Source organism: Bradyrhizobium sp. AUGA SZCCT0169, assembly GCF_018130085.1.
In the GTDB taxonomy this organism is placed as follows: domain Bacteria; phylum Pseudomonadota; class Alphaproteobacteria; order Rhizobiales; family Xanthobacteraceae; genus Bradyrhizobium.
This window is the reverse complement of sequence record NZ_JAFCMC010000023.1, coordinates 13,634-33,220: the sequence shown is the minus strand read 5'-3', so window position 1 is coordinate 33,220 and position 19,587 is coordinate 13,634. Positions and strand designations below refer to the sequence as shown.

General features: G+C 62.5%; 16 protein-coding genes. 5 read left to right on the top strand and 11 right to left on the bottom strand.

The features are described 5' to 3' along the window. Positions 1-59: 59 nt before the first annotated feature. The gene (locus tag JQ609_RS23305) at positions 60-1,319 is read right to left on the bottom strand and encodes a NarK/NasA family nitrate transporter (protein WP_212275096.1); all 1,260 of its coding nucleotides are present in this window, start codon (positions 1,317-1,319) and stop codon (positions 60-62) included. A 138-nt stretch (positions 1,320-1,457) separates the two neighbouring features. Between JQ609_RS23305 and JQ609_RS23300 the strand changes: the two genes are divergently transcribed. The 5 genes from JQ609_RS23300 (at position 1,458) to JQ609_RS23280 (ending at position 8,809) form a co-directional block, all read left to right on the top strand. Further along, complete coding sequence (locus JQ609_RS23300; RefSeq protein WP_212209348.1) at positions 1,458-1,715, top strand: hypothetical protein; 258 nt, start codon at positions 1,458-1,460, stop codon at positions 1,713-1,715. A 111-nt stretch (positions 1,716-1,826) separates the two neighbouring features. Then, positions 1,827-4,286, top strand: coding sequence for a nitrite reductase large subunit NirB (gene nirB, locus JQ609_RS23295; RefSeq protein ID WP_212275095.1), 2,460 nt, complete (start codon positions 1,827-1,829; stop codon positions 4,284-4,286). Positions 4,287-4,297: 11 nt separating this feature from the next. Beyond that, positions 4,298-4,633 carry a nitrite reductase small subunit NirD gene (gene nirD, locus JQ609_RS23290; RefSeq protein ID WP_212209350.1) on the top strand — a complete coding sequence of 112 codons (336 nt, stop codon included), beginning with the start codon at positions 4,298-4,300 and terminating at the stop codon, positions 4,631-4,633. Positions 4,634-4,645: 12 nt separating this feature from the next. Continuing rightward, the gene (locus tag JQ609_RS23285) at positions 4,646-7,306 is read left to right on the top strand and encodes a nitrate reductase (protein WP_212275094.1); all 2,661 of its coding nucleotides are present in this window, start codon (positions 4,646-4,648) and stop codon (positions 7,304-7,306) included. 243 nt (positions 7,307-7,549) lie between these two features. Continuing rightward, positions 7,550-8,809: an adenylate/guanylate cyclase domain-containing protein gene (locus JQ609_RS23280; RefSeq protein ID WP_212275093.1), complete on the top strand. Its 1,260-nt coding sequence runs from the start codon at positions 7,550-7,552 to the stop codon at positions 8,807-8,809. 56 nt (positions 8,810-8,865) lie between these two features. Here the strand turns inward: JQ609_RS23280 and JQ609_RS23275 are convergent, their stop codons facing one another. From JQ609_RS23275 to JQ609_RS23230, 10 genes are all read right to left on the bottom strand, one after another. Further along, positions 8,866-9,291 carry a hypothetical protein gene (locus tag JQ609_RS23275; protein ID WP_212275092.1) on the bottom strand — a complete coding sequence of 142 codons (426 nt, stop codon included), beginning with the start codon at positions 9,289-9,291 and terminating at the stop codon, positions 8,866-8,868. 35 nt (positions 9,292-9,326) lie between these two features. Further along, positions 9,327-9,548 carry an antitoxin gene (locus JQ609_RS23270; RefSeq protein WP_212209354.1) on the bottom strand — a complete coding sequence of 74 codons (222 nt, stop codon included), beginning with the start codon at positions 9,546-9,548 and terminating at the stop codon, positions 9,327-9,329. Between the two features lie 87 nt (positions 9,549-9,635). Continuing rightward, positions 9,636-10,607 (bottom strand): ABC transporter ATP-binding protein, encoded by a 972-nt coding sequence (locus tag JQ609_RS23265; RefSeq protein ID WP_212275091.1) that lies wholly within the window; start codon positions 10,605-10,607, stop codon positions 9,636-9,638. Further along, positions 10,604-11,641 carry an ABC transporter ATP-binding protein gene (locus tag JQ609_RS23260; RefSeq protein WP_212275090.1) on the bottom strand — a complete coding sequence of 346 codons (1,038 nt, stop codon included), beginning with the start codon at positions 11,639-11,641 and terminating at the stop codon, positions 10,604-10,606. Before JQ609_RS23260 ends, JQ609_RS23265 begins: the two co-directional genes overlap by 4 nt. Beyond that, entirely contained in the window at positions 11,641-12,582 is a 942-nt protein-coding gene (locus tag JQ609_RS23255; protein WP_212209357.1) for an ABC transporter permease, read from the bottom strand. The genes JQ609_RS23260 and JQ609_RS23255 overlap by 1 nt, the downstream gene beginning before the upstream one ends. Continuing rightward, complete coding sequence (locus JQ609_RS23250; protein ID WP_212209358.1) at positions 12,548-13,507, bottom strand: ABC transporter permease; 960 nt, start codon at positions 13,505-13,507, stop codon at positions 12,548-12,550. The genes JQ609_RS23255 and JQ609_RS23250 overlap by 35 nt, the downstream gene beginning before the upstream one ends. A 57-nt stretch (positions 13,508-13,564) precedes the next feature. Further along, positions 13,565-15,355, bottom strand: coding sequence for a peptide ABC transporter substrate-binding protein (locus JQ609_RS23245; RefSeq protein ID WP_212275089.1), 1,791 nt, complete (start codon positions 15,353-15,355; stop codon positions 13,565-13,567). Between the two features lie 269 nt (positions 15,356-15,624). Further along, the gene (locus JQ609_RS23240; RefSeq protein WP_249128332.1) at positions 15,625-16,587 is read right to left on the bottom strand and encodes a hypothetical protein; all 963 of its coding nucleotides are present in this window, start codon (positions 16,585-16,587) and stop codon (positions 15,625-15,627) included. A 432-nt stretch (positions 16,588-17,019) separates the two neighbouring features. Beyond that, entirely contained in the window at positions 17,020-18,021 is a 1,002-nt protein-coding gene (locus JQ609_RS23235; protein ID WP_249128331.1) for a 4-hydroxythreonine-4-phosphate dehydrogenase PdxA, read from the bottom strand. A 47-nt stretch (positions 18,022-18,068) separates the two neighbouring features. Next, entirely contained in the window at positions 18,069-19,577 is a 1,509-nt protein-coding gene (locus JQ609_RS23230; RefSeq protein ID WP_212209361.1) for a tripartite tricarboxylate transporter permease, read from the bottom strand. Positions 19,578-19,587: the final 10 nt, after the last annotated feature.

The following is a 19,587-nucleotide window of genomic DNA, read 5'->3' as shown; positions in this document are numbered from 1 at the left end:
TTCCTCTGCGAACCGATCGTCACGTCAGCGACCTGCCAAGCCCTTGGAAGCGCGCGTCGTCAGACCCGCGCCCCCGAAACCGCGCCCCATGTCGTGCGCCAGCGGACCTTGACCATGGCAAGTCCGATAAAGCCAAGCAATGCCAGCGCCCCGAAAAACACGAAGCCGGCCCCGAAGCCGCCGGTTGCGGCCTTGGCCGTGCCGAGCGCCTGAGCCAGGAAAAAGCCGCCGACGCCTCCGGCGCAGCCGACCAGACCGGTCATCAGGCCGATGTCCTGACGGAAGCGGAGCGGGATCAGTTGAAACACCGCGCCGTTGCCCATGCCGAGCGCCAGCGTGCCGACCGAGAACAGCAGCACCGACATCCACGCGATGCGCGGCATCTGCAGCAGCGACCAGCCCGCCGCTGATGGCGCCGCCGGCCCTTCCGGCATGAAGGCGATGACGAGATAAGCCGCGATGACAACCGCGAACAGCACCGACAGCGAGCGGATGCCGCCGATGCGGTCGGCAATCAGCCCGCCGACCGGGCGGAAGCCGGAGCCAAAGGCGACGATCAGCGAGACCAGCAGACCCGCCGCCACACCGGACACATGATACTGCACGGTGAAATACAGCGGCAGCGCGTTGGCGAGGCCAACGAAGCCGCCGAAAGTGATGAAGTAGAAGAACATGAACCAGCGGCTATCAGGATCGCGTAGCAGCGTGGCATAGGCCTTCAGCGAGATCGGCTTGCGTTCGCCCGGCGCATCCTTGGCCGCGAAGACGTAATACGCGAGCACCAGCACCATCGGAATCAGCAGGAACCCGAACACGGCCTGCCAGCCGAAATGTTCGGCGATCGTCGGTGCGAGCATCGTATCGATGACGACGCCCATATTGCCGGCGCCTGCGATGCCCATCACCACGCCCTGATATTGCGGCGGGTACCAGCGGCTCGCCTGTGGCAAAGCGACGGCAAAGGACGCGCCGCCAATGCCGAGCACCAGGCCGAAGATGATGATCGCGAGTTTGCTGTCGAGTCCGTACCGCCAGACCCAGGCCGTCGCCGCCGTGACGATGAGCTGCGCGATAATGCCGGTTCGCTTGGCGCCGATGATATCGGCGAGGATGCCCATCGGGACGCGGAGCAGCGCGCCTGCCAGAACCGGGATGGCCACGAGCGTAAACTTCTCGCTGACCGCGAGGTTCATGTCGTGCGCGATGTAGACCATCAGCGGGCCGAGCGCGACCCAGGCCATGAAACTGATGTCGAAGTAAAGAAACGCCGCCAGCAGCGTCGGCCAATGGCCAGCCTTCTTGAACTCAGCAAACTTCATTGCGACAGCCTCGCGATCATGCGGCCGAGCATGCGCACAGGTGCGGCAGGTCTCGGCACATCTGATGGAATGTGGTGAAAGCGAGAGCCGTACTCGTCATTGAGACGGTCTCGATTGGTTCTAAAGGCAGCAATAACCGTGCCATTCGATCGCGAGCGGCACTTTGCCTTTAATCGCAACGCGTTGACCGCTATTCCACCGACAGGGAAGAAAACCCGACTTGCTGCAGCGGGCAGCATCCCGCGCCACTCAAACGCGCAAGGTGGTGCTTTTTTGTGCGGTGCGCACAAGCGCCCGAATTCGCGGCAGTCCGTAAAGCTATTGATATTGCTTGCGGAATCGCTGCGCCAAAGTTGGCACGCGTTTTGTATTGAAGGAAATATCGATCGTCATTGATGATGGTCACTGCCCGCGGATGGGCTCCTCAAAACTCCCAATCTCTCTTCCACCGATCGACGACGCATGTCGCGTCTACGCGCGGTGTCGTCGGAATGCGAAAGGCAGATCATGCTCGAGAAAGTAAGCAGGCAGAAGCTGGTGGTGATCGGCAACGGCATGGCCGGCATCCGCACAGTGGAAACGCTGCTTGAGCGTGCGCCTGACCTCTACGACATCACGGTGTTCGGTTCCGAGCCTTACGGCAATTACAATCGTATCCTGCTGTCGCCGGTTCTCTCCGGCGAGAAGTCCGTCGACGACATCATGCTCAATACCGAGCAATGGTACGACGACAACGGCATTACGCTGCGCAAGGGCGAGACGATCGTGATGATCGACCGGCGCACTTGCGAAGTCGTCACCGCCACGGGCGCGCGCGTCGCTTATGATCGGCTGCTGATCGCGACCGGCTCCAACCCGATCATGTTGCCGCTTCCGGGCAAGGATCTTCCCGGCGTCATCGGCTTTCGGGATATCCAGGACGTCGAGCGCATGGTTGAAGCCTCGACGAGCCATCCGAACGCCGTCGTGATCGGCGGCGGCCTGCTCGGCCTCGAGGCCGCCAACGGTTTGATGAAGCGCGGCATGAACGTCACCGTCGTGCATCTGCTCGACTGCCTGATGGAGCGACAGCTCGATCCGGTTGCCAGCGGAATGTTGCGCAAGTCGCTGGAAGAGCGCGGCATGGTGTTCAAGATGCCGGCGCAGACGCAGGCGATCCTGGGCGAGGACCGCGTCACCGGCGTGCGCTTTGCCGACGGCGAGGAACTGCCGGCCGACCTGGTCGTAATGGCCGTCGGCATCCGCCCGAACATCGAACTCGCGCAGAAGGCGGGCATCTATTGCGAGCGCGGCATTGTCGTCTCCGACACTATGCAGACCTATGACGGGCGCATCTATGCGGTCGGCGAATGCGTGCAGCACCGTCGCCAGACCTACGGTCTGGTCGCACCCTTGTTCGATCAGGCCAAGGTCTGCGCCAATCAGCTCGCCATGAAGGGCTTTGCCAGCTATTCGGGATCGGTGGTCTCGACCAAGCTGAAGGTGACGGGCATCGATCTGTTCTCCGCCGGCGATTTCGCGCCCGGCGCCGACAAGGAAGAAGTCGTGATGCAGGACGCCGCGCGCGGCGTCTACAAGCGGATCGTGCTGCGCGACAAGAAGATCGTCGGCGCCGTGCTTTACGGCGATACGGTCGACGGGCCCTGGTATTTCCAGCACCTGCGCGACGGCACCGACATCTCGCAGATGCGCGAGCGCCTGGTATTCGGCGCGGCCAATCTCGGCGACGGCGGTCACGCCGGCCAGAATTCGGTCGCCGCCATGGGCGACGAGGCGGAGATCTGCGGCTGCAACGGCGTCTGCAAGGGCACCATCGTCAAGGCGATCTCCGAAAAGAAGCTGTTCACGATCGATGACGTGCGCGCCCACACCAAGGCGTCGTCATCGTGCGGCTCATGTACCGGCCTCGTCGAGCAAGTGCTTGCGTTCACGCTCGGTGGCGACTACTCGACGGCGCCGAAGGTCAAGCCGATGTGCAAGTGCACCGATCACAGCCATGACGACGCGCGCCGCGTCATCGTCGAGCAGCAGCTGAAGACCATTCCCGACGTCATGAAGTTCATGGATTGGAAGACCGCCAACGGCTGCCATTCCTGCCGGCCGGCGCTGAACTATTACTTGCTCGCCACCTGGCCCGGCGAATATCGCGACGACCAGCAGTCGCGCTACATCAACGAACGCGTCCATGCCAACATCCAGAAGGACGGCACCTATTCGGTGGTGCCACGGATGTGGGGCGGCGTCACCACGCCGGATGAATTACGGGCCATTGCCGACGTCGCCGACAAGTTCAAGATTCCGACCGTCAAGGTCACCGGCGGCCAGCGCATCGATCTGCTCGGCGTCAAGAAGGAGGATCTGCCCGCGGTATGGGCCGACCTCAACGACGCTGGCATGGTGTCAGGGCATGCCTATGCCAAGGGGCTGCGCACGGTGAAGACCTGCGTCGGCTCGGAATGGTGCCGCTTCGGCACCCAGGACTCGACCGGGCTCGGCATCAAGATCGAAAGATTCATGTGGGGGTCGTGGGCCCCGGCCAAGGTGAAGATGGCGGTATCGGGTTGTCCGCGCAACTGCGCCGAATCGACTTGCAAGGATGTCGGCGTGATTTGCGTCGATTCCGGATACGAGATCCATTTCGCGGGCGCTGCCGGCCTTCACATCAAGGGAACCGAATTCCTCGCCAAGGTGGCGACCGAGGAGGAGACGCTGGAGTTGATCGCGGCACTGACGCAGCTCTATCGCGAGCAGGGCTGGTATCTGGAGCGGATTTACAAGTGGTGCGATCGTGTCGGTCTCGATGCCATCCGCAAGCAGGTGGTCGATGACCTCACCAACCGCAAAGCGCTGTACGACCGCTTCGTGTATTCGCAGCAGTTCTCGCAAAGCGATCCATGGGCGGAACGCGCCCAACGCGGTGTCGATCGCAACGAGTTTGCGCCGATGGCGGAGCTGGAACTCGCATGACCGGAGCTCGCATGACACGGTGGATTGAAATCGGAGCTCTGGACCAGATTCCGCGCCTCGGCGCCCGCGTGGTGCGCACGGCGTCGGGAAACATCGCGGTATTCCGGACCGAAGACGACGAGGTATTCGCGCTCGACGACCGCTGCCCGCACAAGGGCGGACCGTTGTCGCAAGGCATCGTGCACAACAAGCGCGTCACCTGTCCGCTGCACAATTTTGTCATCGAGCTTGCGAACGGCGAGGCGGTCGCTCCTGACGAGGGATGCGCGCACTCGTATCCGGCCAAGGTGGAGAACGGCACCGTGTGGCTGTCCGTTCGTGAGGTAGTCACCGCTTCCGCTGATTGAGGGTAACGACGCGTGCCAGTCAAGACGACATGTCCCTATTGCGGTGTCGGCTGCGGCGTCGTGGCCGACAGGGACCAGGCCGGGGCGGTCACGGTCCGGGGTGATCCGGTGCATCAGGCAAACTTCGGGCGGCTGTGCGCGAAGGGATCGGCGCTGGCTGAAACCATCGGTCTGGAAGGACGCCTGCTCGAGCCGATGGTCGACGGCCGCGCTGCGACCTGGGATGCCGCGCTCGGCCATGTCGCCGATGGATTCAGCAAGGCAATCCGGGAGCACGGGCCTGACGCGGTGGCGTTCTACGTCTCGGGCCAGCTGCTCACCGAGGACTACTACGTCGTCAACAAGCTCGCGAAGGGCTTTGTCGGCACCGCCAATATAGATACCAATTCGCGGCTGTGCATGGCCTCCAGCGTGGTCGGTCACAAGCGCGCCTTCGGCAGCGACACCGTTCCGGGGTGTTACGAAGACCTGGAACTGGCCGACCTGCTGGTCCTGGTCGGATCCAATGCGGCCTGGTGTCATCCCATCCTGCACCAGCGCATGCTGGCGGCGAAGGCGAAAAATCCCGCTTGCCGCATCGTCGTCATCGACCCGCGCCGGACGGCGACCTGCGAGGGCACCGATCTGCATCTGCCGGTTCGTTCGGGCAGCGACTCCGTTTTGTTCAACGGATTGCTGGCCTATCTTGCGAAGAACAAGGCGGCCGATGGCGCGTTCGTCGGCGATTTCACCACCGGCGCCGAGGCGGCGCTGTCGCAAGTCGCCGGCCAGACCGTGGCGCACACGGCCGATGTCTGCGGGCTGACGGGCGGTGCAGTCGAGCAGTTTTTCAGCTGGTTCGCCAAGACCGAGCGTGTCGTCACGCTCTACTCGCAGGGCATCAACCAGTCGAGCAGCGGCGTCGACAAGGTCAATGCGATCATTAACTGCCATTTGCTGACCGGGCGGATCGGAAAACCCGGCATGGGGCCGTTCTCGCTGACCGGCCAGCCCAATGCGATGGGCGGACGCGAAGTCGGTGGCCTCGCCAATCAGCTCGCCGCCCATATGGAGATCGAGAACCCCCGCCATCGCGAACTCGTGCAGCGGTTCTGGCGCTCGCCCGTCATCGCCGACAAGACCGGGCTCAAGGCGGTCGAGATGTTCGACGCGATGGCCGCCGGCCGCATCAAGGCGGTCTGGATCATGTCCACCAATCCGCTGGTCAGCCTGCCGGATGCAACTCGCGCTCGCGCCGCGCTGGATGCCTGCGATCTCGTCGTGGTGTCGGATTGCATGCGGCATACCGACACCACGCGTCACGGCGATGTGCTGCTGCCTGCGACGGCATGGGGCGAAAAGGACGGCACGGTCACCAATTCCGAGCGCCGCATCTCCCGGCAACGGCCGTTCATGCCGGCGCCCGGCGCCGCGCGTCCGGATTGGCGGATCATCTGCGATGTCGCCAGCCGCATGGGATTTTCGGGCTTCGACTATATGAGCGTCGCCGAGATCTTTCGGGAGCATGCCAGCCTGTCGGGCTTTGAGAATAATGGCGCGCGGGACTTCGATCTCTCCGCCTTGAGCACGCTCGATGATCGCGCTTACGAAACGCTCGCCCCGGTACAATGGCCGGTGACGCGGGATTATCCGACCGGCACGGCGCGGCTGTTCGAGTCCGGAAGCTTCTTCACCCCCGATCGCAAGGCGCGCTTTGTTCCGGTCGTGCCGCGACCGCCCAAGAACCCGACCAGCCGCGAGCATCCTCTGGTCCTCAACACAGGCCGGATTCGCGATCAGTGGCATACGATGACGCGGACCGGGAAAGCGCCGCGACTGATGATGCACATGTTCGAACCCTGTGCGGAATTCCACCCCGAGGATGCGCGCAAGGCCGGTATCGAAGATGGCGCGCTCGCCCGGCTGACCAGTCCCTGGGGCCAGATGGTGGCGCGCGTGACCGTCACCACCGAACAGCGGCGCGGCTGCGTGTTCGTGCCGATGCATTGGAATGGCGAGTATGCCGGCGACGGCCTGATCAACGCGCTGGTCAATCCCGCGACCGACCCGATATCCGGACAGCCGGAATCCAAGCATACGCCCGTGAAGGCCGAGCCCTATCTGCCGAAATGGCATGCCTTTATTCTCAGCCGTTACGAGATCGAGCGCCCGGAGCAGGGCTACTGGGTTTCCGGACGGGCGGGCATGTGCTGGCGCATGGAGCTGGCGATCGAGGAACGGCCGGCGAGCTGGCGCGATTGGGCGCGCGCGCAGCTCCGCGCCGAGCAGGCGGACATCGAATGGCTCGCCTATCGCGATCCGAGCATCGGCCGGTATCGCTATGCGAGCATTCGCGACGGGCGGTTGGAGGGATGCATCTTCATCGCCTCGGACCACAGACTGGTGTCGCGTTCATGGCTGACCAATTTGTTCGCGGAAAACACGCTCTCGCCAAAGGCGCGGATGTCGCTGCTCACAGGGCAGCCGCCGGAAGCCGGCGAAGATATCGGGCCGATCGTCTGTTCGTGCTTCGGCATCGGGCAACGGCAAATCTCGGCCGAGATCAACAAAGGCGCGCTAAATGTCGAAGCCATTGGTCAACGATTAAAAGCCGGCACCAATTGCGGGGCATGCAAGCCGGAGATCGGCAAGCTGCTCAATGGCGCGCCTGTGCCAAAACCCCTGCCGGCGTAAGTTTTCCGATTCCCGGCCTATTTGCCGGGCCATTCTGCCGGCGATGTCGGCCACGCGTTCCCACTGTACTCTTCCCATCGCTCGTCTTTCAGCCCCCACTGTGCTAATTTGAGCCGACAGCATGGCTCCAGGAACTTTCTGACGCCTAGCCGTGTTCGTCTCTCACGACGGAAAGATGCGGCTATGTAACGGCTCGTGTATCGCGACCAGACTTGATGACCCTGCTAACGCGAAGGGCTTGTCATGAACCAAATGCTTCCAGCCAACGAGCCCGGACGCCTTGTCGCGCTAGCGAATTACGCGATCCTCGACACGCTTCCAGAACCTGGATTCGACGAAATCACCGAACTGGCGGCGCAGATCTGCGGCAGCCCCGCCGCCCTAGTCAGCTTCGTCGACGCATCGCGGCAATGGATCAAGGCGAAATACGGCCCACTTCCCGCAGAGCTTTCGGAATGCCCGCGCGAAATTTCGATTTGCACGGCCACGATCTGCAACAACGACATCCTCTACGTTCCCGACCTGATAAAGGATCAAAGGTTCAATACCAGCCCGCTTGTGACGGGCGATATGCACATTCGCTTCTACTGCGGCGTTCCTCTCATCACGCAGGATGGTCATGCCCTGGGCACCTTGTGCGTGATCGACTTCGAGCCGCGAGAAATGACCTTCGAGCAGCAGGAGGCGCTCAGACGATTGGCACGGCAGACCATGGTTCACCTCGAATTGCGCCGGCAATTGCTCGTGCGCAACGAGATGCTGCGTGAGTTGGAGCGTGCGCGCGACCACGCAATTGTCGGCAAGGCCGAATCGGACAAGCTGCTGCTGAACATCCTGCCGTCATCGATCGCAGCCGAGCTCAAGGCAAATGACCGCGTTCAGCCGCGCTTCTTCGACTCTGCGACGGTGATCCTGATCGATTTCACCGGCTTCACCCGGCTGGTCGAAACCATGGAGCCGGCGAGCGTCATTGACCAGCTCGACCAGCACTTCACCGTGTTCGACGACATCATGGCCAAGCATCGCCTCGAAAAACTCAAGACGATCGGAGACGCCTATCTCGCCGTTGGCGGCGTGCCGGAGCCCAATCGCTCGCACGCCATCGATGCCGCGTTGGCAGCGCTGCAGGTCATCGATCATTTGGCCAGGATCAATCGGCAACGCGAGAAGCTGCACCTGCCGGCGTGGCAGGTGAGAATTGGAATCAATACCGGTCCAGTCATCGCCGGCGTCGTCGGGAAACACAAATTTACCTACGATATCTGGGGCAATACCGTGAATATTACCCAGCGGGTCGAAGCCGCCGGTGTTCCCGGTCGCGTCAGCATCGCCGAATCGACCTGGCAGCACATCAAGACGCGCTTCGAGACCGACGCCCGTGGTGCCGTCGAAGTGAAGCACCAGGGTTTGGTGAATATGTATTATCTCAACCGCATCAGACCCGAATTTTCTGCTGATCCAGCCGGGATAATGCCAAACGAGCGCTTCTGGAAACAGGAATGAGCGAGCGCTTTGCGCCGCCGCCGCCCGAAAAGGGTGATGCACTGCGTTGCGCGGCGTCAGCCGGTGATTTCAATGGAGTTGATCTCGCACCATTCGCGCAACGCGCGCGCAGTGCCTTTCGATTCGAAATCATACCAGCGCTCAAGCACATTCCTGCGGATCAGCAGCGCCCGAAATTTCTTGTAGGCACCACGCCTGCTGAACATATATCTGACCTCGTCGAAGTCATCAGACAGAAATTCACGCGCAAAATTCAGCGCCATGGGTTTGCCGAGATCGAGCTCCCGTTTGTCGGGGATTGCGATGTATTTCTCGTCGTCCTCGATGTCGTCGGGTAACTCGTCGTTGAATTCATCGTGATCGGAAAAATCGGAATGCCAGAGGATCTTGCCCGTCCGTCTGCACAGGAAGGCCTGATGCAGGCCGGCCCCGCTGCTTACGTATTCGTATGCGAGAAGTAATTCCTGAAAATCAGTGGGCATGGGTCTGCCGTCTCAAGCAAGCCAATTTTCCATGTTCAGGCCACGGATACATCGCCGATTTCAGGCAACGCCCCGTCAAGCGGCTTCATCGCCTTGAGCAAGGCGATCAGTCCGCGTTTGCGCACTGGCCCGATCACCAAGCGGTTGCCGTCGCGATGCATGATAGCTTCGTCGCCTGGCAATTCGAACTCCACAGGAATGCGGACCGCCTGGCTGCGGCCATTGCGAAACAGTCTGACGCGCCTCTGCTCAGGCATGGGCTCATCTCCAAGGCATATGCTATAGACATCGGCCAAAACCTGTCTGATCACAAGAGGCGCCTGATCCTTCGCGTCGCGCCCTTGTCAGCGGAAGTGGCAGGCGACCCAGTGGCCGTCGGCGCTTTGCTTGAGCGGCGGAGCCTCGCTCTTGCATAGCGGAAACTGCGCGATCGGGCACCTTGTGTGAAAGTGACAGCCGGTCGGCGGAGAAATCGGGTTCGGCACTTCGCCCGACAGCCGGACGCGCTGCCGCTTCACTTTCGGATCCGGTATCGGCACCGCCGACAGCAGCGCTTCAGTGTAGGGATGTCGCGGCGAGGCATACAGCTCGTGGGCCGACGCCATCTCGACGATACGCCCGAGATACATCACCGCGATGCGCTTGGAGATATGCTCGACGACGGCGAGATCATGGGCGATGAAGAGATAGGCGAGCCCGAACTTCTCCTGCAAATCTTCCAGCAGGTTGATGACCTGGGCCTGGATCGAAACGTCCAGCGCCGACACCGGCTCGTCGCAGATGATCAGCTTGGGCTCGACCGCGAGCGCCCGCGCGATGCCGATGCGCTGGCGCTGGCCGCCGGAGAATTCGTTCGGATAGCGGCCCATATGGTCCGCGCGCAGGCCGACGGTTTCCAGCAGATCCACCACGCGCTCTTCGAACTGCTGTTTGGTTTTGGTCAACTGGTGGATGATCAGCGCTTCGCCGACGATCGCGCCCACATTCATGCGCGGATTGAGCGACGCATAGGGGTCCTGAAAGATGATCTGAATGTCGCGGCGCAGGATCCGAAGGTCGTCGGCCTTGAGCGACCGGACATCCTTGCCGTCGAAATGGATTTCGCCCGAACTCGGCTCGATCAGGCGAAGCACGCAGCGGCCGGTGGTCGACTTGCCGCAGCCGGATTCGCCGACCAGGCCCAGCGTTTCGCCGCGATCGACGTGAAAATCGACGCCGTCGACGGCATGAACGCTGGCGGTGTGACCGCCGAACAACCCGCCCTTGAGCGGAAACTCCTTGGTCAGTTTTTTTACCTTGAGCAGCGGCTCGCTCATTGAACCACCGTCGCTTCGGCGTGGATGCAGGCCACCTTGTGGCCGGGTTCGAGCTCGCGCAAGGCAGGCTGTGCGCGCACGCATTCATCGGTCGCAAAACCGCAGCGCGGCGCGAAGCGGCAGCCGCCCGGCGGGTTGATCAGCTTCGGCACCGTGCCGGCGATGGTCTGCAGCCGGGCCTTGCGGCCGCCGCCCCGGTCGACGCGCGGGATCGAACGGATCAGGCCCTGCGTATAGGGATGGCGCGGGTTGGCAAACAGCTGTTCGACCGCGGCTTCCTCCACCACTTTGCCCGCATACATCACCACCACGCGCTGGGCGACTTCGGCGACGACGCCCATGGCGTGAGTGATCAGCATGATCGACATGCCAAGACGGGATTTCATGTCCTGCAGCAGATCGAGGATCTGTGCCTGGATCGTGACATCGAGCGCCGTGGTCGGCTCGTCCGCGATCAAGAGCTTCGGACCGCACGACAGCGCCATCGCGATCATCACGCGCTGCCGCATGCCGCCGGAGAACTGGTGCGGGTAGTCATTGACGCGGCGCGCCGGGTTCGGGATCTGGACCAGCGCCAGCATGTCGATGGTCCGCTCCAGCACGGCGCGGCGCCCTAAGCCCTCATGCAGGGCGATCACTTCGCCGATCTGGTCGCCGATGGTGTAGACCGGATTGAGCGAGGTCATCGGCTCCTGGAACACGATGGCGATTTCCTTGGCGCGAATCTGGTTCAGCTCGTCCGCCGCCATCGGCACCAGGTCGCGGCCCTGCCACAGGATCTGCCCGCCGGCGATCCGTCCGGGCGGCATTGCGATCAGCTTGAGCACCGAAAGCGCAGTGACCGTCTTGCCGCACCCGGACTCGCCGACCACGCAGACGGTTTCCCCGCGCCGGACGGCGATGTCGACGCCGTCGACCGCCTGCACGATGCCGTCATCCGTCGAAAAATGCGTCTTCAAGCCCTGGATGTCGAGCAAGGGCGCTTCGCCGGTCCGTGCTGCAGGCACGTTCGCGGTATCCTCCGGACGCAACATCACATGACTCTCCGGGGGTCGAGCGCGTCGCGCAATCCGTCGCCGATGAAATTGATGGTGAGCACGGTCAGGAAAATCGCGGCGCCCGCGAACAGCGCCCAGTGCGGCGCGATGTCGAGATAATCCTTGGCGTCGAACAATAGCCGTCCCCAGGTCGGGATGTCAGGCGGAAAGCCGAGGCCGAGAAACGACAGCGTCGATTCCGCGATGATGGCCGCCGCAACGTCGATGGTGCCGGCCACGATGACCGGCCCGAGCGAATTCGGCAGGATATGCCTGATCACCAGCCGCGGCGTGGTGGCGCCGAGCGCGCGCGCCGCCTCGACGAATTCCTTTTCGCGCAAGGACAGAAACTGCGCGCGCACCAGCCGCGCCACCGGCATCCAGCGAAACGCGCCGATCACCAGCACGATCAGGATGAAGACGCCGCCTTCGGCGCCGACCCAGTTCTTGAGGAAATCCCGGAACAGATAGATCACCAATAGCAACAGCGGCAGCTGCGGCAACGCCAGGAACAGGTCGGTGATCCACATCAGGGCGGCGTCGACGCTGCCGCGGGAGATGCCCGAGATCGCCCCGATCAGGACGCCGACGATGATGGCGACCGCCATCGCCGCGAACCCTACCGCCAGCGAAATGCGTCCGCCGTACAGCATGCGCGCCAGGAGGTCCTGGCCGAGATCGTCGGTGCCGAACGGGTGCTCCCACGACGGCGGACTCAGCCGCGCCGTGAAATCGATTTCGTTGATCGGCATCCGCCAGATCAGCGGCCCGAACAGGACAGCCGCGGTCAGCAACGTCAAAATCGCGATGCTCGCGACCGCCATGCGATGGCGGCGAAATTTTCGCCAGGCGTCAAAGCCGGGCGAGATGTGGCGCGGGCGTCCCTCGAGCGGAACGACGACGTCAGCGATAGGAGATGCGTGGGTCGAGCCAGCCATAGATGATATCGGCCAAAAGGTTGAAGACGACGACGAGACAGGCGAACACGAAGGTCACCGCCATGATGACCGGCGTGTCGTTGGCGAGGATGGCGCTGATCAGCAGTGAACCAATGCCGGGGATGCGGAAGATCTGTTCGGTGACGATGGCGCCGCCGAACACGGCCGGCATTTGCAGCGCGACCAGCGTCACCACGGGAATCAAGGCGTTGCGCACCACGTGCTTGATGACGACCTTGCCTTCATTGAGGCCCTTCGAGCGTGCCGTTGTAACATAGTCGAGCCGGATGACGTCGAGCACCGCCGAGCGCACGTAACGGGTATAGGAGGCGGCTTGAAACAGGCCGAGCACCGCGATCGGCATGATGGCCTGCTTGAAATATTCCCAGGCCCATTGCCAGCCGCTGCCTGGTATGTCGGCGCGATACACGAACGGCAGCCAGCCGAGATTGACGCTGAAGACCAGGATCAGCAGCAAGCCCGTGAAGAACGTCGGCAGCGAGAAGCCGACGAACGCAAAGGTGTTGGCGATCTGGTCGAAGATCGAATAGGGCCGCATCGCCGCATAGACGCCGACCGGCAGCGCCACCGCCAACGCCAGGATCTGCGACGAGCCGACCACAAACAATGTGGTCGGCACGCGTTGCAGGATCAGCTGGTCGACGTCGATGCGGCTGGCGAACGAAAAGCCCCAGTCGCCCTGCAGCATCGCCGCGAGCCAGCGCAGGTAGCGAATCATAATGGGATCGTCGATCCCGAATTTCACCCGCAACGCCGCGGCCACCTCGGGCGGAATATTGCTGTTGGTAGCCAGTTCGCCGAACGGATCTCCCGGCGCCAGCGCGAGCAGCACAAACAGAATGAGGCTGATGCCGAGCAGGCTGGGAAGGGCGATAGTCAGGCGTCTGAGAATGTACTTTCCCATCGTTCGTCCTGCTGCCGCCCGTTCAGTTTTTGCGCATCACGAATCTCACGTCTGATCTCACGCTTCCCGGTACCAGTTTGCAAGTTGCCACAAGTCGTTGTCCCAGCCGCTGAAATGCGCAGTCACGCCGCCTTTTACCGCCGAGACCCTCGACCGGGCGGCGACCGGCTGGATGTAATTGTCGCCGACCACCATGTCGTTGAGCTTGATGTACATCGCCGCCCGCTTCACGGCGTCGAGCTCCTGCTCGGCCTGCTTGTAAAGCTCGTCGTACTCCTTGTTTTGCCAGCGCGAGATGTTGCGCCCCTGCCACTTGTTCTCCTTGTTCGCAATCTGCCATGACACATACTGGTTCATGAACAGCTGCGGGTCGGGTTGCGGCATGGTGGTGTTGTACATCTGCGCGTCGCAATAGAAATGCGGGTAGGTGTCGGGATTGGCGGTGTCGGAGGAGAAGAACACCGATCCGACCACCGACTTCAGCTCGACGTCGATGCCGGCCTTCTGGCACGCCTGCTTGATAATGGCCTGCGTCTTCTGCCGGGGCGCGTTGATCGAGGTCTGGTACACGAACTTCAACGCCTTGCCGTCCTTGGCGCGAATGCCGTCGGCGCCCTTCTTCCAGCCGGCCGCCTCCAGGATCGCGTTGGCTTTCTCGATGTTGAATTCGAACTTGGTGTTTTTCGACCGGAAGCGTTCCGGATTGTTGAGGAAGTTCGCGGTGGCGGTAGCGGTCCGGCCGTAGATGAACTTCTCGATCGAGGTGCGATCGATCAGGAGGCCGATGGCCTGGCGCACGGCCGGGTCGCTGAACAGCGGATGTTTGGTCTTGACGCTGGCGCGCTCGCCGTCCACCTCGGTCCATGGATCGGTCGCGTTGAGCATGATGAACTCGACGTTGCCGCTCGGCGTAATGGTCACTTTGCCTTTGCCCGCCGCCTCCAGCCGGAGCAGGATTTCGTCTTCCACCTGCATGTTCCAGGCGTAATCATATTCGCCGGTCTGCAGCACCGCGCGCGCGGCCGACACGGCATCGCCGCCGCCCTTGACTTCCAGCGTATCGAACTGCGGTCGATTGGCGACGTGGTAGTCGGGATTGCGCTTGGCCACCACCACATCGCCCGGCTTGAAATCGACGAACATGTAAGCGCCGGTGCCCACCGGTTTCAGATTGGCCGGCGCGTCGCGTGACTTGGCGCCGATATAATCGGCAAACACGTGTTTTGGCAGGATCGGGCCGTAGTTGCCGACAAAGGCATCGGCCCAATACGGCGTCGGCTTGGCGAACACGACGCGAACGGTGAAATCGTCGATCTTTTCGACCTTGACGTCCTTGTAGCTCGCGATCGAGACCGCGGCGGTCTCCGGGTTTCGCGCGTACTCCCAGGTGAAGACAACGTCATCAGCCGTGAACGGCTTTCCGTCATGCCATTTGACGCCGCGCTTCAACTTCCACACCACCGAGCGGCCGTCTTCGGCGAGCCCGTCGTTTTCCTTGCTCGGAATCTCGGCGGCGAGCGCCGGAACCAGATTGCCTTCGGCGTCCCATCCGGCCAGCGGCTCGTAAAAGATTCGGGAGCCTTCCTGATCCTTGGTTCCTATGGCGAAATGCGGGTTAAGCAGGGTCACCGCTTGCCAATAGAGCAGCTTCAGCACACCGCCGCCGCCGGCCTTGGTCGGCTTGTAGGGGAACGTGGTCTGGGCCATCGCCACCCCGGATTGGGCCAGCATCATGCCGGCCATCGGCGCGGTCAGGCCGACGGCGATCATCTGCTGGACAAAGGACCGCCGCGACAAGCGTCCGGTCTTGACGTCTGCAATGAGATCTCGAAGTTCCCGTTCTTGCATCGGATTGACTCCTCGGCTGGTGCTGAATGCCTGACTTGCGCCCCCCTGGCGCCCCTGCCGCCGCAGGGGGGTGGACCAAATGATTGGACCACCAAGGAAATGGATCAGGTTAGTACCAGACTGTCAAAGCAGGAACTGGGCCACGCTTCGCCAAAACCGTCTTGACCAAAAGTCCGGCTTGACCCGGCTGACCAAGCGACCGGTTCGCCAGGAGACCGGCTATCCGGACTGCAGCCACGCGAGTTCGTTGGGAAAAGCGGCGTCCGCGATTAATTGCGGTGGTGCACCATGACCGGATCAAGCCCGGCAATGACCACCGGCGCCTGCGACGAAATGCTCGCGGTCGACGGCAAGCTGGCGACGGGGGCCGGGGTGCGGTAGCGCGGCAGATGATCCTCGAGCGAATAGAACACGCACAGCGCCAGGCTCGACCAGACCGCCAGGCTGAAATACAGCGACATCCAGGCAATCTCTTCCTTCCACTCGGCAATGTCGTGCGTCACGATCCAGCGCGTGCGCACGTCGCGCAGACCCTCGAGCGGATGCAGCAGCGGATTGCCGTCGGCGACATCGGCCCGCCACCGGCTCAGATACATCGGGACGTCGACGGTCATCAGGAACGCCAGATAGAATGCGATCCCGACGATGGTGACGACCAGGATCGCGCGCACCGCGCCGTCGAACTCCGGCAGCAGGCGGCAGAGGCCGACGCCGATGATGAAGAAGACGACGGCCCAGATCGAATTCTCGATGGCGTTGTTCAGATATTTGGTGGTCAGCACCGCGTGCCATGAGTAGCACTCCGCGATCACGATCAGCGGCACGATCACCCAGGCGGCGTTCACGGTGGTGTCGGCGCCAGTCATGGTGCCGAGCTGATGCAGAATGATCGCCCACTGCGCCGCGAAGGCGATCTCGGCCACGGTCGCGACCGAGCGGCCGACGAACACGCTCGACAGCCAGGTGTCGAACAGGCAGATCCGCTGCACGTCGGCGCGCGGCAGGATCGAGCGGAAGGCGCAGCCGAACACATAGGCGGCGCTGAGCGCGAGCATCAACTCCACGCCGGACGCGCTGGCTGGACTTCCAATCGGCTGTCCGTGGAGCTGGCGGTACAGCACGAACCAAACCGCGATATTGGCGCCGCTGACCAGCGTCAGCATGCCCCACCACCGGATCACCGGGTTAGACCAGGCCAGGGAGGCTGGTTGCGCACGCCATTCCAAGCTCATTTACCGCTCCGCATTAATCGAACTGACATCTGATTGTTTTACTTCTGTCATAAATTGCAGCGAATCACGACAAAAATATGCGTGCGGCAGGTGTCTTGCGGGGTGATGCTGAGCGCGTTGCGTTCTGCGCTTGCGCGAGCGGCGCTGTCATAAAACTGTCATCAAATATTTTGGGCGCGATCAAATTTGTCGCCGTGGTTATTCGTCAAACCGAATACGGCAGTCGCGTTCTTGACCAGACGCTAGCCGCTGGCAGGCCCGAAAGCCGGAGCGAGCTCGGAATAGACGCTATGGATGCCAGCCGAGATCCTCACGCGCACATCGGCGGCCGCGGCTGTTCCCGCGATCCGCGCACCTCACGGAGAGAAATCGAACGAGCGATCTTGGTTTCAGAGAGGGCTCTCCCGCACGAGTTGGTTGCCCAACACCGATTCAAGCCTGCAACTTTCTCTTCGCCATTTCCACCGCAAGCAGGATCGCCGCATGGGCGGCTCCGATCCCCGCGATTCCCTTCCCGGCGATGTCGTAGGCCGTTCCGTGGGCCGGCGTACAGATCGGAAACGGAAAGCCGCCCAGCAGCGTCACGCCACGATCGAAGCCCATCAGCTTCATCGCGATCTGGCCCTGGTCATGATACATCGTCAGCACCGCATCGAATGCGCCGGCTTTGGCGCGGAGGAACACGGTATCTGCGGGAAACGGGCCTTCGGTCGCGATCCCGTCAGCGCGGGCCTCATCTACCGCGGGGCCGATCGCGTCGATCTCTTCCCGCCCGAAATTCCCGCCATCGCCGGCATGGGGGTTGAGGCCGGCGACCGCGATGCGCGGACGCTTGAATCCGGCGGTCCGCATCGATGCATCGGTTAGCCGCAGTGCACGCAGGACGCGTTCCCTGGTGACGTGCGAAGCGACCTCCGCAAGCGGGATATGCGATGTGACGCGGGCATTCCAAAGCCCATCCAGCACGTTGAATTCGCTTGCCGGGCCGTCGAGCCCGACCACGTCGGCCGAAAAGCTGATCTCGTCGTCATAGACGGGATGTGCAAGTCGCATGGCGTTCTTGTTGAATGGCGTAAAGCAAACGGCGTCGGCCCGGCCGTCGCGTGCCATCGTCAGCGCCTGACGATAATTCGTCAGCGCAAACCGCCCGCCTTCGGCTGTCGCGGTGCTTCGCGCGACCGATGCCGGATCGAGATGGCCGAGATCGATGAAAACCGGGGCCCGCTCTTCCTTCGAGAGGTCGGCGTCGGGCGACGCGGTTACCAGATCGAGCTTCACGCCGGCAACGCGCGCGCCATCATCGAGGACGCGGCGGTCGCCGATGACGACGATCCGGGCCCGGGCCGCGACGTCATCGAGGGCGAGGAGTTTTGCCGTCAGTTCCGGGCTGATGCCGGCGGGGTCGCCCATCGCAAGCGCTATGATCGGTCTCATCAGGATCTCCGGGGCCTTATCTGCGGTCAATCTGTTCTGTGCGACGATCATGGCTTCACCTCTGATCGCGGCATCATCCGGCCGATCGTTCGCCAGATTGTCGGCATCAGCAGCAGCGCCGCGCCAAGCAGGATCAGCGTTGTCACCAGCGGTTTGGCAAAAAATATTCCGAGCGAGCCCTTCGACATCAGCATGGATTGGCGAAATGCGTCTTCCGCCTTGTCGCCAATCACGATCGCGAGCACCAGTGGCGCCAGCGGATAATGAAGCTTCTTGAACAGATATCCCAGGACGCCGAATCCCATCATCAACATGACGTCGAGATAGGAATTGGAAACCGAATAGGCTCCGACGGTGCAGATGATGACGATCACCGGTGCAATGATGAAGAACGGCACGCGCATCAGCGCCGCGAAGATCGGCACCGTCAGCAGCACCAGCACCACGGCGACGACGTTGCCGAGATACATCGAGGCGATCAGTCCCCAGACGAAGTCCTTTTGCTCGACGAACAGCATCGGTCCGGGATTGAGGCCCCAGATCATCAGGCCGCCCATCATGACGGCCGCGGTCGCCGATCCCGGGATGCCCAGCGACAGCATCGGAAGCAGGGCGCTGGTGCCGGCGGCATGGTCCGCGGCTTCCGGAGCGACGATGCCTTCCGGCTCGCCCTTGCCGAAATTCGCGCGCCGGGGCGAAAGACGCTTGGCGATGCCGTAGCTCATGAACGATGCGGCGGTCGGGCCTCCCGGCGTGATACCCATCCAGCAGCCGATCGCCGCGCTACGCAGCAGCGCCCAGCCATGTTTCGGAAGACCCACGAGCGTACGGAAGACTTCGCGCCACTCCACCTTGGAGGAGATCGCCTTGACGTGAAATTCCTCTTCCACGGCAATCATCAACTCGCCGATCCCGAACAGGCCCATGACGGCGACCACGAAGCTGACGCCCTTCACCATCTCGTCGATGCCCATGGTGAGCCGCACGCTGCCGGAGACCGTGTCGATCCCGACGGCCGCCAGGGCAAAGCCGATCGCGAGCGACACCAGCGTCTTGATCGGCGGCGAGCCGCCCATGCCGATGAAACTCGCAAACGCGAGAAAGTAGACCGCGAAATATTCCGGTGGCCCAAAGGCCAGCGCCACTTGCGCCACCCATGATGCCGCAAGCGTAATCAGAACGACACCGACGAGCGCGCCAAAGGCAGCCGAGCCGAACGCCGTCGCCAGCGCGGTGGTCGGCCTGCCGTCGCGCGCCATCGGATAGCCGTCGAACGTGGTCGCGACCGAGGATGGCTCGCCGGGAATGTTGAACAGGATCGACGTCACCGAGCCGCCGAACAAGGCGCCCCAATACATCGACGAGAGCAGGATGATGGCCGATACCGGCTGCATTCCGAAGGTGAGCGGCAGCAGCAGCGAAACGCCGTTGGGCGCGCCGAGGCCGGGCAGTACGCCGACGAGAATGCCGAGCAGCACGCCGATCACCATCAGGAAAATATGATTGCCTGACAGCGCGATGCCAAAGCCGTGCATCAGGGCTTCGAGATTTTCCAACGAAGCGCTC

Bases quoted from the DNA above. Each gene is read 5' to 3' on its own strand.
- JQ609_RS23305 (WP_212275096.1), bottom strand. From the start codon at position 1,319: ATGAAGTTTGCTGAGTTCAAGAAGGCTGGCCATTGGCCGACGCTGCTG.
- nirB (WP_212275095.1), top strand. From the start codon at position 1,827: ATGCTCGAGAAAGTAAGCAGGCAGAAGCTGGTGGTGATCGGCAACGGC.
- nirD (WP_212209350.1), top strand. From the start codon at position 4,298: ATGACACGGTGGATTGAAATCGGAGCTCTGGACCAGATTCCGCGCCTC.
- JQ609_RS23280 (WP_212275093.1), top strand. From the start codon at position 7,550: ATGAACCAAATGCTTCCAGCCAACGAGCCCGGACGCCTTGTCGCGCTA.
- JQ609_RS23275 (WP_212275092.1), bottom strand. From the start codon at position 9,291: ATGCCCACTGATTTTCAGGAATTACTTCTCGCATACGAATACGTAAGC.
- JQ609_RS23270 (WP_212209354.1), bottom strand. From the start codon at position 9,548: ATGCCTGAGCAGAGGCGCGTCAGACTGTTTCGCAATGGCCGCAGCCAG.
- JQ609_RS23265 (WP_212275091.1), bottom strand. From the start codon at position 10,607: ATGAGCGAGCCGCTGCTCAAGGTAAAAAAACTGACCAAGGAGTTTCCG.
- JQ609_RS23260 (WP_212275090.1), bottom strand. From the start codon at position 11,641: ATGTTGCGTCCGGAGGATACCGCGAACGTGCCTGCAGCACGGACCGGC.
- JQ609_RS23255 (WP_212209357.1), bottom strand. From the start codon at position 12,582: ATGGCTGGCTCGACCCACGCATCTCCTATCGCTGACGTCGTCGTTCCG.
- JQ609_RS23250 (WP_212209358.1), bottom strand. From the start codon at position 13,507: ATGGGAAAGTACATTCTCAGACGCCTGACTATCGCCCTTCCCAGCCTG.
- JQ609_RS23245 (WP_212275089.1), bottom strand. From the start codon at position 15,355: ATGCAAGAACGGGAACTTCGAGATCTCATTGCAGACGTCAAGACCGGA.
- JQ609_RS23240 (WP_249128332.1), bottom strand. From the start codon at position 16,587: ATGAGCTTGGAATGGCGTGCGCAACCAGCCTCCCTGGCCTGGTCTAAC.
- JQ609_RS23235 (WP_249128331.1), bottom strand. From the start codon at position 18,021: ATGAGACCGATCATAGCGCTTGCGATGGGCGACCCCGCCGGCATCAGC.